General features: G+C 71.9%; 10 protein-coding genes. 2 read left to right on the forward strand and 8 right to left on the reverse strand.

What is annotated here, in order from left to right:
- Nucleotides 1-20 precede the first annotated feature (20 nt).
- Together ACZ4M8_RS06185 and ACZ4M8_RS06190 are read right to left on the reverse strand one after the other, a co-directional pair.
- Complete coding sequence (locus tag ACZ4M8_RS06185) at nt 21-722, reverse strand: TetR/AcrR family transcriptional regulator (RefSeq protein ID WP_467603758.1); 702 nt, start codon at nt 720-722, stop codon at nt 21-23.
- A gap of 143 nt (nt 723-865) precedes the next feature.
- A complete protein-coding gene (locus tag ACZ4M8_RS06190; RefSeq protein ID WP_467603759.1) occupies nt 866-997 on the reverse strand; it encodes a hypothetical protein in 132 nt (43 codons plus the stop codon).
- 438 nt (nt 998-1435) lie between these two features.
- On the opposite strand from ACZ4M8_RS06190, the gene ACZ4M8_RS06195 reads away from it, so the two are divergent.
- Nucleotides 1436-2062, forward strand: a complete 627-nt coding sequence (locus ACZ4M8_RS06195) for a Uma2 family endonuclease (RefSeq protein ID WP_467603762.1) — start codon at nt 1436-1438, stop codon at nt 2060-2062.
- Between the two features lie 148 nt (nt 2063-2210).
- Here ACZ4M8_RS06195 and pruA read toward each other — a convergent pair whose 3' ends face one another.
- Both pruA and ACZ4M8_RS06205 read right to left on the reverse strand, forming a co-directional pair.
- Nucleotides 2211-3842 carry an L-glutamate gamma-semialdehyde dehydrogenase gene (gene pruA, locus ACZ4M8_RS06200; protein ID WP_467603763.1) on the reverse strand — a complete coding sequence of 544 codons (1632 nt, stop codon included), beginning with the start codon at nt 3840-3842 and terminating at the stop codon, nt 2211-2213.
- Nucleotides 3843-3984: 142 nt separating this feature from the next.
- Nucleotides 3985-4911 (reverse strand): proline dehydrogenase family protein, encoded by a 927-nt coding sequence (locus tag ACZ4M8_RS06205; protein WP_467603764.1) that lies wholly within the window; start codon nt 4909-4911, stop codon nt 3985-3987.
- Between the two features lie 269 nt (nt 4912-5180).
- On the opposite strand from ACZ4M8_RS06205, the gene ACZ4M8_RS06210 reads away from it, so the two are divergent.
- Entirely contained in the window at nt 5181-6527 is a 1347-nt protein-coding gene (locus tag ACZ4M8_RS06210; protein WP_467603766.1) for a helix-turn-helix domain-containing protein, read from the forward strand.
- Nucleotides 6528-6689: 162 nt separating this feature from the next.
- On the opposite strand, the gene ACZ4M8_RS06215 is transcribed toward ACZ4M8_RS06210, so the two are convergent.
- The 4 genes from ACZ4M8_RS06215 to ilvN form a co-directional block, all read right to left on the reverse strand.
- Complete coding sequence (locus ACZ4M8_RS06215; protein WP_467603767.1) at nt 6690-7739, reverse strand: PRC and DUF2382 domain-containing protein; 1050 nt, start codon at nt 7737-7739, stop codon at nt 6690-6692.
- Nucleotides 7740-8048: 309 nt separating this feature from the next.
- Nucleotides 8049-9647, reverse strand: a complete 1599-nt coding sequence (gene serA / locus ACZ4M8_RS06220; protein ID WP_467603770.1) for a phosphoglycerate dehydrogenase — start codon at nt 9645-9647, stop codon at nt 8049-8051.
- A gap of 281 nt (nt 9648-9928) precedes the next feature.
- On the reverse strand, nt 9929-10927 hold the full coding sequence (ilvC, locus tag ACZ4M8_RS06225) for a ketol-acid reductoisomerase (protein WP_467603771.1): 999 nt from the start codon (nt 10925-10927) through the stop codon (nt 9929-9931).
- A gap of 122 nt (nt 10928-11049) precedes the next feature.
- A complete protein-coding gene (gene ilvN, locus ACZ4M8_RS06230; RefSeq protein ID WP_399085432.1) occupies nt 11050-11574 on the reverse strand; it encodes an acetolactate synthase small subunit in 525 nt (174 codons plus the stop codon).
- Between the last annotated feature and the right edge of the window lie 14 nt (nt 11575-11588).

Raw genomic sequence — 11588 nt, forward strand, 5'->3', positions numbered from 1 at the left:
ACCGTGGCGGGCCCTGGTTCTCAGGGCTCCCGGTCGGGTCCTTCGTGATGGTGCGGGAGCCGGTCGGGCTCCCCGGTGGGTGCCGCCGGGGCGGCGGGGGCGAGCGCGTCGGCCAGGGCGGCGAAGGCGCGCTCGACGAGTGCGGGCAGGGCGGCGAGTTCGCCGCCGCGGACCCAGGCGTGCTGGGCGGCGACCAGGGCGCCCGCCCCGGCGCCGACGAGTACGGCGGGCCGCAGATCGGTGGCCGGGTCACAGCCCATCCGCGCGGCCAGGATCGCCACCGAGTCCTCCTGGGCGGCGACCCGGGCGTGCTGGAGCGCGGCGTAGAGCGTCGGCTCCCGCTCGGCGAGGGTGAGCAGGGCGAAGACGTGCGGACGGCGGTGCCAGGCGGGGTGCGCGGGGTCGGTGACCCAGTGGCGCACGGCGGCGCGGTAGGCGGCGAGCGGCGGTTCGGCCGCGGGCCGGGCGCGCAGGGCGTCGTTGATGCGGTCGGCGTCGGCACGGATGCAGTCGGCGACGGCCTCTTCCTTGCCGGTGAAGTAGCGGCTGAAGGTCCGCCGGGCGACGTCGGCGCGCTCGGCGATGTCCTCGACACCGACCTCCCGCAGCCCGCGGCCGAGCACCAGCTCCAGGGCGGCCTGCGCCAGCGCCTCCCGGGTCCGGCGCGACCTGCGCACCCGCCGATCGTCCCGCGCCCCGTTTCCGCTCTCCTCCGCGCTCATACCGCCACCGTACACCCAAAGTGTCCCGTCGGGACATTTGTCTCGACGGGACACGAGAACGGTGTCCACGCGGCCCCGATCACAGAGGCCGTACGGACACACGGCGGGGCGCGACCGGAGCGGCCACCCCCCGCCGCGGGGGCTCAGTGCCCGGTCACGCCGCCGTTGTCACGGCGGTCGAGGGCGCGCTGGAGGGCGGCCGCCGCGTTCTTGCGGTCGGCCTCATCGGTACGGCGGACGGAGTGACGGGTCCTGCGGACAGCGGTCTCGGCCATGATTCACGTCTCCAATGCCTAAGCCCCGAGAAACGGCCCGGAACACCCGGGCGGAAAGGGTCACGTCGATCGGAAGGCCGGAAGGGCGGGAGCCCGGCACGGCAGGGGTCACCTGCCCTCACGCACGGGCCGCATCCGCCATCGCCCGATGGGAGCGATTCGTTCGGCTCCTACAACGCTAGGCGAGCGCTGCCGTGATGTCTGCACAATTACTTGGTCTTCCTACTATCTGAGACGGCGGGGGCGCGGAGGCCGTCCGGATGCTTTTGCCGGCGCCCCGCCGCCCCGCGGGATCGTCAGAGGTCGGGCCACCGGTTCACACGGCCCGGTGAACGTGGTCCGTTCCGGCCGGCCCCTCACGGCCGCCGCCCAACGGTCGTGGCGTCGCTTGTGCCACCGGGCCGAGCCCGCCCACACTTCAGGAGGAGGTGCTGCACCATGACCGCTCTCTCGCGCGGGGCGCCCGACACGATGCCCGGACCCGATCTGGACGAGGTCCTGTGGCAGGCATGGAAAGCCATGGAACTCCCCGAGGGCTTCCACGCCGAGATCATCGAAGGGTTCATCGAGGTGTCGCCCACCGGACGTTACGCACACGCCCGGATCGTCAACCGGCTGCGCCGTGCCCTGGACGTGCATCTGGCCGAGAGCCCGTACGCCGCCTATCAGGACATCAACATCGTCCACGGCCGCAAGGTCTGGATCCCCGACCTGGTCATCGCGCCCGAGGACGCCGACGCGCACGTCACCGACGACGGCATCGGGCTGCGGGCATCGGCCGTGGCGCTGATCGCCGCGGTCGTCTCCCCCGGGCATGACGGTGTGACCCGGGACCGGATCCGTAAGCGTGCCGCGTACGCCCGCGCCGGGATCCCCGTGTACGTCCTCATCGACGACTTCGACGAGCAGGGCACCGTCACCGTGCTCACCTCCCCCTGCCCGGAGAAGGGCACCTACGCCGACTCGTTCCGCAGGCCCTACGGCGCCGAGGTCGCCGTACCGGAAGGGCCCGCCAAGGGTTTCGTGCTCGGCGGCGGGGTCACCGGTCCGCCGCGGGTCTCCTGACCGCCTGCCCCTCCACGCGAAACGCCCCCGGCCGGTCGGGCCGAGGGCGTTTCGTGCGGCAGGAAACCGCGGGTCACCGGCGCACTGGGGGGAGGTCGCAGGCCGGTGACCACCGGGGTGTGCAGGGCACCACCCGGTGTTCGGGGAGTCAGCCCATGTGCGGGTAGCGGTAGTCCGTCGGGGCGACCATCGTCTCCTTGATGGCGCGCGGGGACATCCAGCGCAGCAGGTTGAACTTCGAGCCGGCCTTGTCGTTGGTGCCGGAGGCACGGCCGCCGCCGAAGGGCTGCTGACCGACGATGGAGCCGGTCGGGCGGTCGTTGATGTAGAAGTTGCCGGCCGCGAAGCGGAGCTTCTCGGAGACCTCGGCGACGACCTCCCGGTCCTTGGCGAGGACGGCGCCGGTCAGCGCGTAGGCCGACGCGGACTCCATCTGCTCGACCGTCTTGTCGAAGTCGGCGTCCTCGTAGACGTGGACGGCGATGATCGGGCCGAAGTACTCGGTCTTGAAGACCTCGTTCTCCGGGTCCGAGCAGGCGATGACGGTCGGGCGGACGAAGTAGCCGACCGAGTCGTCGTAGGTGCCACCGGCGACGATCTCGCAGGTCGGGTCGGCCTTGGCGCGGTCGATGGCGGCCTTGTTCTTGGCGAACGAACGGTCGTCGATGACGGCGCCGATGAAGTTCGACAGGTCGGTGACGTCACCCATGGCGAGGCCGTCGACCTCGGCGACCAGCGCGTCCTTCAGACCGCCCTCCCAGGTGGAGCGGGCGACGTAGGCGCGGGAGGCCGCGGAGCACTTCTGGCCCTGGTACTCGAAGGCGCCACGGGTGATGGCGGTCTTGAGGATCGCCGGGTCGGCGGTCGGGTGGGCGACGATGAAGTCCTTGCCGCCGGTCTCGCCGACCAGACGCGGGTAGGAGCGGTAGTTGGTGATGTTCTCGCCGACGGCCTTCCACAGGTACTGGAAGGTGGCGGTCGAGCCGGTGAAGTGGACGCCGGCCAGCTCCGGGTGCGGCAGCGCGACCTCGGAGACCTCCTTGCCGTCACCGGTGACGAGGTTGATGACGCCCTTGGGCAGACCCGCCTCCTCCAGCAGCTCCATCAGCAGGATCGCCGAGTGGGTCTGCGTCGGGGACGGCTTCCACACGACGACGTTGCCCATGAGCGCCGGGGCGGTCGGCAGGTTGCCGGCGATGGCGGTGAAGTTGAAGGGCGTGATCGCGTAGACGAAGCCCTCCAGCGGGCGGTGGTCCAGACGGTTCCACACGCCGTTCGGCTGGATGGGGGGCTGCTCCTGGAGCAGTTCCCGGGCGAAGTGCACGTTGAAGCGCCAGAAGTCGACGAGCTCACAGGGCGCGTCGATCTCGGCCTGCTGGGCGGTCTTCGACTGGCCCAGCATCGTCGAGGCGGCGATGGTCTCGCGCCACGGGCCGGACAGCAGGTCGGCGGCCTTCAGCAGGATCGCGGCGCGGTCGTCGAAGGACATCGCGCGCCACGCCGGGGCGGCGGCCAGGGCGGCGTCGACGGCCTCCTGCGCGTCGGCCTTGGTGGCGTTCGCGTAGGTGCCGATGACGGCCTTGTGGTTGTGCGGCTGCACGACGTCGAAGCGCTCGCCGCCGCCCATCCGCTTGACGCCGTTGATGGTCATCGGCAGCTCGATGGGGTTACCGGCGAGCTCCTTGAGCTTGGCCTCCAGGCGCGCCCGCTCGGGGGAGCCGGGGGCGTAGCCGTGCACCGGCTCGTTGTACGGGGCGGGGACGTGGGTCACAGCGTCCATGACGGCCGTGTCTCCTTCGTTTCGACGTCGGTTTTCATCGTGGTGCGAGCGGCGCGGCCGCTGCGGGTGGGCGGCGCGGGCGCTGCGGTGGGGCACCTGCCCCACCCTCCAGCATCCACCCGCGCCGGCCCGTCCGGGGCCGTCAGCCGCGGGTGGCGAGCGACCGGAGGAAGAAGGCCAGGTTGGCGGGGCGCTCGGCGAGGCGCCGCATGAAGTAGCCGTACCAGTCGGTGCCGTACGGGATGTAGACGCGCATCCGGTGGCCCTCGGCGACGAGGCGCTCCTGCTCGGCCTCGCGGATGCCGTAGAGCATCTGGAACTCGTAGTCGCCGGGCTTGCGGCCGTTGCGCTGGGCGAGGTCCTGGCCGATGGCGACCATCCGCGGGTCGTGGGAGCCGATCATCGGGTACCCGTCGCCCGCCATGAGGATCTTCAGACAGCGCACATACGCCTTGTCGACCTCACGCTTGTCCTGGAAGGCGACGGTCGCGGGCTCCTTGTAGGCGCCCTTGACCAGCCGGACCCGGGAGCCCTCGCCGGCCAGCGCATGGCAGTCGTCCTCGGTACGGAAGAGGTAGGACTGGACGACGGCGCCGGTCTGCGGGAAGCGCTCGCGCAGCTCCGCGAGGATCGCGAGGGTGGAGTCGACGGTGGTGTGGTCCTCCATGTCGAGGGTCACCGTCGTACCGGCCTCGGCGGCGGCCTCGACCACCGGGAGGACGTTCTTCAGGGCCAGTTCGTGGCCGCCGGTCAGCGCCTGGCCGAAGGCCGAGAGCTTGACCGACATCTCGGCCTTGGTGCCGAGGTTCTGCTCGGAGAGCGCCTCGGTCAGCCGGAGGTAGGCGTCGCGGTTGCGGAGCGCCTCGGAGGGGTCGGTGATGTCCTCGCCGAGGTGGTCGAGGGTGACCTCCATCCCCCGTGCGGCCAGCGACCGCACGACGGCCATCGACTGGTCGAGCCGTTCACCGGCGACGAATCGGTCGACCACCGGGCGGGTGATCGGAGCGGCCGCGACGATGCGGCGGATGCTGTCGCTGCGCGCGGCGGCGAGAAGCACGGGACCCAGCATGGGGCACCTCCACGATTCAGGATGACAAATGCCGGGCGGGCGCCGTTTGGGGGCGGGCGCTGCGGCAAGGTGAGCCACCTGAAACTTAAGGATCTCGCTACCTTTCAGCCATCGACAGCTGTCACGCCTTCGTGGCCGGGATCTCAGACAGATGTATGAGAATGGAATCAACGGCGAGAGAGACTGCCGTACCACCGGACCGCCGATGATGACCGCGCGCGGCCACGGGGGGAGGTACGGCAGGTGACACGGAAGGGGACGGCCGGCGGATGCGGGGCGACTACCAGCAGCTCGTGGACGACATCTCAGCGGCGCTCGGGGCGCCCGCGACCCTGGAGGACCGGGACTTCGGACTGATCGCGTTCGGTGCGCACGAGGGCGACGACGACCTCGTGATGGACCCGGTGCGCACCCGCTCGATCCTCCAGCGGCGTTCGTCGGCCGCGGTGCGTGCCTGGTTCGAGGCGTTCGGGATCGCCCGCGCCAAGTCCGCGCTGCGCATCCCCCCGGACCCGGCGGCCGGTGTGTTCAAAGGCCGGATCTGTCTGCCCGTACGCCACCGCGGCATCGTGCACGGCTACGTCTGGCTGCTGGACGACGGCCACCTCACCGATCTGGAGCTGGGCGGCCGGGACACCCCGCCGGACCCGCGGATCGAACAGGCCATGGAGACCGCGTCGCGGATCGGCGCGCTGCTCGCCGAGGACGCGCGCGCCGGATCGGAACTGGGCGACCTGCTGCGCGAACTGCTGCTGGCCCACCCCGGGGACCGCCCGGCCGGTGCGGTCCTGCTGCGCGACGCGCTCCGCGACACCCTGCGCTTCACCCCGGGGGCGCCGCTGACGCTGGTGGCCGTGCTGCCCTGGGACACCACCGACACCGACGCGGCGCCGCCGCCGAGCCTGCCCGGACTGCTGGCCGCGTGCGCGATGTACCCGGAGGGGCCGGGCGCCGCCGCCCCGGGGACGCTGCCGCTGGACGGCACCACCCCGCCCCGCGGCATACCCGTGGTCACCGCCGGGCCGCGCCCCCGGCAGCCGGCGCCCGCGCTGGCCGCGCTGGTGCGGCTGCGGTCCACGGGGGCGCTCGGGCCGGCGCACACCGTCGCCGAGCATCTGCTGCGCTCGCCGCGCGCGGGCGCGGTCGCGCCGTCCCAGCAGAGCCGCGGCGGGGCGCGGGCACCGTCGCAGCCGGAGGCGCGGATCGGCTCCGGGGTGGCCGGGATCGCCGCCGGGACCACGGAGTTGGCCGCGTTGCCGGGTGCCTGGCACGAGGCGCTGGACGCGGCCCGCGCGGCGCGCGCCGAGCCCCGGCTGGGCACCGTCGCCGAATGGGACGCCCTGGGCTCGTACCGGCTGCTCACCGCGTTGCCCACGGAGACCCCGGACGCCGCGGTGCGGCCGCTGCTGGATCCGGCCCACACCGAACTGGTCCGCACCGCCGAGGCGTTCCTCGACTGCGCCGGGCAGGCGGGCCGCACCGCCCAGGTCCTCGGCATCCACCGCCAGACCCTCTACTACCGCCTGGGCCGGGTGGAGAAGCTCACCGGCCTCGATCTCGACGACGGCGAGGACCGCCTGCTGCTGCACATGGCGCTGAAGGCGTCGCGGCTGTAGGCGCCGTGGCGCACGGTGCGGTACCCGGTGCGGCGGGCGCGGTACCCCGGGTGAGCGGTACCCCGGGTGAGCGGTACGGGGCGTGGTGCGGGCGGAGATCCGGGGCGGGCGGGGGCCGGTCGGCCGGCCCCCGCCGTTCCCCGGGTGCGACGCCCCATCCCGTCAGCGGAGGCGCTCCGGCCCCGGTCCCTTGCGGCCCCCCTTCCGGGTGGACGTACCGTCGTCGAACTCCACTTCCTCCTTGCGGAGTTCGGTGTTGATCTCCTGCTGCACGGTGACCCGTTCGGTCTCCAGCCGTACGCGCTCGACCGGCACGGTCCGCTTGGTGACCACCGCCTCCTCCTCGTGGAGGACGACCTCGACCTCGCCTTCGCCGAGCCGCGGCGCGGTGCGCCCGCGCATCCGTTCCTCGTCGCTGATCCGCTCGCGGACCAGCCGCACCTCCTCATGGCTGACGGGGACGGTGCGGTGCACGTCCTCGGTCACCACGTGCTTGCGCAAGTGCGCCCGTCCGGCCTCGTGTTCCTCGGTGCCGATCTGGATCCGCTCCTCGGAGAGCACGATCTCGGGGTGCTGCTCGCGCGTCTTGCCGGTCGCCGTGGTCTCGCCCTCCGCGCGGCCGCGGGACATCGCCATCCCGCCGCCGGCCCCGGCTCCGGCCATCGGCCGGCCGGTGTGCTCGGTGCGGGCCGCGTGCTCGCCCTCGGCCATCGTGCGGTCGCGCTCCCCGGCCCGGGTGCGGCTCTGCCCCTTGGCGGCGGCGAGTCCGGCGGCTCCGCCCGCGGCGGTCCCGGCGGCCATCCCGGTCGTGCCCTTCATCGTGCCCGCCGTACCGGTCGTCGTTCCGGCCGGACCGCCGGTGTCGGAGCCGGCGGGGCCGCCGGTCGTACCCGGCCGGGTCAGCCCGTAGTGGCGGTAGAGCTCATCCTCCTCGGAGGGGTCGAGGTGCCCGTCCGCGTCGATCCGCGGCGCCTCCTTGATGGTTTCCTTCGTGTGCGGAACATGCAGTTCGTCGTCGACCCGCCGGGCCCCGGCGAGCGGGATGAAGGTCTCCTTCATGCCGAACAGCCCGGTCCGCACCGTGATCCACTCCGGTTCGTTGGTGGCGTCGTCCCGGTAGACCTGCTGGACCGAGCCCACCTTGGCGCCCTCCGCATCGACCACGTTCAGGCCGGTGAGGTCCTGCGGGGTGCCACCCAGGGGTGCATTCATGGCGTCTTCTCCTTCCGCACGCGCCGGAGGGGGCACGCGCACTTCCCATTGCGCGTCGCCCCGACCCGCGCAGCGACTCGGGAACGGGCCCGCCCGACGGCTCCGGGGCCCCCGGGACGCTCCTGACGGCGCTCCCGCCCGCCCCGGGCACTACTCCATTCGAGTGAATGACCCGGGCCGGTCCCCACCGGGCCGCTCACCCGGGCGGCCGCGCACCGTTCGCGTCCCGCCGCCCGCCCCAGGGCCGGACACGCGGACGGGCCCGGACCCCGCCGCAGCGGAATCCGGGCCCGTCCGGGGCCGGCAGGCTCAGCCGAGGTTCACCGCACGCGCCGACGAGGCGCCGATCTCCGCGGCGATCTCCGCGAGCACACCCGCCGGGATGGTGTCGTCGACGGTCAGCGCCACCAGCGCCTCACCGCCCACGTCCGCCCGCGAGACCTGCATCCCGCCGATGTTGATCCCGGCCTCACCGAGGATCCGGCCGACGGTGCCGACGACGCCGGGGCGGTCGCCGTAGTGCAGGAACGCCATGTGGTCGGCGAGCGCCAGATCGATGGAGTGCTCCCCGACCGCGACGACCTTCTGGACGTTCTTGTGGCCGGAGAGCGTGCCGGAGATCGACACCTCCTGGCCGTCGGCGAGGGTGCCGCGGACCGTCACGACGTTCCGGTGCTCGGCCGACTCGCTGCTGGTCGTCAGCCGCACCTCCACACCGCGCTCCTGCGCGAACAGCGGGGCGTTGACGTACGACACGGTCTCGTCGACGACGTCCTCGAACACGCCCTTGAGAGCGGAGAGTTCGAGCACCTTGACGTCGTGCTGGGTGATCTCGCCGTACACCTCGACGTCGAGGCGGACCGCGACCTCACCGGCGAGCGCGGTGAAGATCCGGCCCAGCCGCTCGGCCAGCGGCAGCCCCGGCTTGACGTCCTCGGCGATGACCCCGCCCTGGACGTTGACGGCGTCCGGCACCAGCTCACCGGCGAGCGCGAGGCGCACCGAGCGGGCCACCGCGATACCGGCCTTCTCCTGCGCCTCACCCGTCGAGGCACCGAGGTGCGGGGTCGCCACGACCTGGTCGAACTCGAACAGCGGCGAGTCGGTGCAGGGCTCGGAGGCGTAGACGTCGAGGCCGGCGCCGGCCACCCGGCCCTCCTTGAGGGCGGCGGCGAGGGCCGTCTCGTCGACGATGCCGCCGCGCGCGGCGTTGACGATCCGGACCGACGGCTTGACCTTGTGCAGCGCCTCGTCGCCGATCAGACCGACCGTCTCGGGGGTCTTCGGCAGGTGCACGGTGATGAAGTCCGAGACCTCCAGCAGCTCGTCCAGCGAGAGGAGCTTGACGCCCATCTGCGCGGCGCGGGCCGGCTGGACGTACGGGTCGTAGGCGACGACCTTCATGCCGAACGCGGACATCCGCTGCGCGACCAGCACACCGATCCGGCCGAGGCCGACGACGCCGAGGGTCTTCTCGCTCAGCTCGACGCCGGTGTACTTGCTCCGCTTCCACTCACCGTTCTTCAGCGCGGTGTTGGCCTGCGGGATGTTGCGCGCGGTGGCCACCAGCAGACCACAGGCCAGCTCGGCGGCGGTGACGATGTTGGAGGTGGGGGCGTTGACGACCATCACGCCGGCCTTGGTGGCGGCGGAGACGTCGACGTTGTCCAGGCCCACGCCCGCGCGGGCGACGACCTTCAGCCTCGTCGCGGCGGCGATCGCCTCGGCGTCGACCTTCGTCGCGGAGCGCACGAGGATCGCGTCGACCTCGGCGATGGCGGGCAGCAGCTCGGCGCGGTCGGCGCCGTTGCAGTGCCGGATCTCGAAGTCGGGGCCGAGCGCGTCGACGGTCGCGGGCGACAGTTCCTCGGCGATGAGTACGACGGGTTTGGCAGGAGAGGTGCTCACGTGGTCTTCAGTCCTCACTGAGTCCTTCGCGGACGGCCGTCCCGACGGCCGAAGGCGGTGAAGGGGGCAGCCGCGTGAAGACGCACGACGTTGTGAGCCTGACGCGCTTGTGCCTGGCAGTGTAGTGGCGGCCCGGGGCGGGCCCTGCGCCGGAGCGTAAGGATCACCCGTGCGGGGTTCTACGCGGTGGACAAGGCGGCCGTGGCCCGCCGGCGCGGGAGGTCGGCCGCACGGGTGACGGGGGCCGCGGCACCGTGCCGCGGCCCCCGTCACCCCGGTGCTCACGCCTCGTCGTCGACCCAGCTCATCAGCTTGCGCAGCTGCTTGCCCGTGGTCTCCAGGAGGTGGCTCTCGTCGGCCTTCTTGTACTCGTTGTACTTCGGCAGACCGGCGTTGTACTCCGCCATCCAGTTGTTGGCGAAGGTGCCGTCCTGGATCTCGCCCAGGACCTTCTTCATCTCGGCCTTGGTCTGGTCGGTGATGATCCGCGGGCCGGTGACGTAGTCGCCCCACTCGGCGGTCTCGGAGATCGACCAGCGCATCTTCTCCAGGCCGCCCTCGTACATGAGGTCCACGATGAGCTTCAGCTCGTGCAGGCACTCGAAGTACGCGATCTCGGGCTGGTAGCCCGCCTCGACCAGGGTCTCGAAACCGGCCTTGACCAGCGCGGCGGCACCGCCGCACAGCACGGCCTGCTCGCCGAAGAGGTCGGTCTCGGTCTCCTCGGTGAAGGTGGTCTTGATGACACCGGCGCGGGTGCCGCCGATGCCCTTGGCGTACGACAGGGCCAGCGCGAAGGCGTTGCCGGAGGCGTCCTGCTCGACGGCGGCGATGCAGGGCACGCCGCGGCCTTCCTCGTACTGACGGCGGACCAGGTGGCCGGGGCCCTTGGGGGCGACCATGCAGACGTCCACACCGGCCGGGGCCTTGATGAAGCCGTAGCGGATGTTGAGGCCGTGGCCGAAGAACAGGGCGTCGCCGTCCTTGAGGTTGTCCTTGACGGACTCCTCGTAGACCTTCGCCTGGATCGGGTCCGGCACCAGGATCATGATCACGTCGGCCTCGGCCGCCGCCTCGGCGGGGGTGACGACGCGCAGGCCCTGCTCCTCGGCCTTCGCCTTGGACTTGGAGCCCTCGTGGAGGCCGACGCGCACGTCGACACCCGAGTCACGCAGCGACAGCGCGTGGGCGTGGCCCTGGCTGCCGTAACCGAGGACCGCGACCTTGCGGTTCTGGATGAGGGACAGGTCGGCATCGTCGTCGTAGAACAGCTCGGCCACTTGGGGTCTCTCCTTGGATCTAGCGGGTGCCCACACAGTACGTCGGGCGGGATACGGAAGGTTTGCGGGTCTCGCGATGCGAGCGGGTGGCGGGCGCCGCGGCCGGGCGGCGCCCGCGCGGATCAGGCCGTGCGGTCCAGGGCCCGCAGCGAACGGTCGGTGATGGACCGGGCACCGCGCCCTATGGCGATGGTGCCGGACTGCACCAGCTCCTTGATGCCGAACGGCTCCAGCATCTTGAGCATCGCCTCCAGCTTGTCGCTGGAGCCGGTGGCCTCGATCGTGACGGCCTCGGGCGAGACGTCGACGGTCTTGGCGCGGAAGAGCTGGACGATCTCGACGATCTGCGACCGGGTCTCGTTGTCGGCGCGGACCTTCACCAGGACGAGCTCACGCTGGATGGCGTGGCCCGGCTCCAGCTCGACGATCTTCAGGACGTTGACGAGCTTGTTGAGCTGCTTGGTGACCTGTTCGAGGGGGAGCGACTCGACACTCACCACGATGGTGACGCGGGAGATGTCGGGGTGTTCGGTGACACCGACCGCGAGGGAGTCGATGTTGAAGCCGCGGCGGGAGAACAGCGCGGCGATCCGGGCGAGGATGCCGGGGGTGTTCTCCACCAGGACGGAGAGGGTGTGCTTGGACATGTCGTCTTCTCTCT

The organism is Streptomyces sp. NPDC027185 (assembly GCF_055567035.1).

Coding starts and splice junctions, on each gene's coding strand:
- ilvN (WP_399085432.1), bottom strand. CDS start 11,574: ATGTCCAAGCACACCCTCTCCGTCCTGGTGGAGAACACCCCCGGCATC.
- ACZ4M8_RS06205 (WP_467603764.1), bottom strand. CDS start 4,911: ATGCTGGGTCCCGTGCTTCTCGCCGCCGCGCGCAGCGACAGCATCCGC.
- pruA (WP_467603763.1), bottom strand. CDS start 3,842: ATGGACGCTGTGACCCACGTCCCCGCCCCGTACAACGAGCCGGTGCAC.
- ACZ4M8_RS06185 (WP_467603758.1), bottom strand. CDS start 722: ATGAGCGCGGAGGAGAGCGGAAACGGGGCGCGGGACGATCGGCGGGTG.
- ACZ4M8_RS06210 (WP_467603766.1), top strand. CDS start 5,181: ATGCGGGGCGACTACCAGCAGCTCGTGGACGACATCTCAGCGGCGCTC.
- ACZ4M8_RS06215 (WP_467603767.1), bottom strand. CDS start 7,739: ATGAATGCACCCCTGGGTGGCACCCCGCAGGACCTCACCGGCCTGAAC.
- ACZ4M8_RS06195 (WP_467603762.1), top strand. CDS start 1,436: ATGACCGCTCTCTCGCGCGGGGCGCCCGACACGATGCCCGGACCCGAT.
- ACZ4M8_RS06190 (WP_467603759.1), bottom strand. CDS start 997: ATGGCCGAGACCGCTGTCCGCAGGACCCGTCACTCCGTCCGCCGTACC.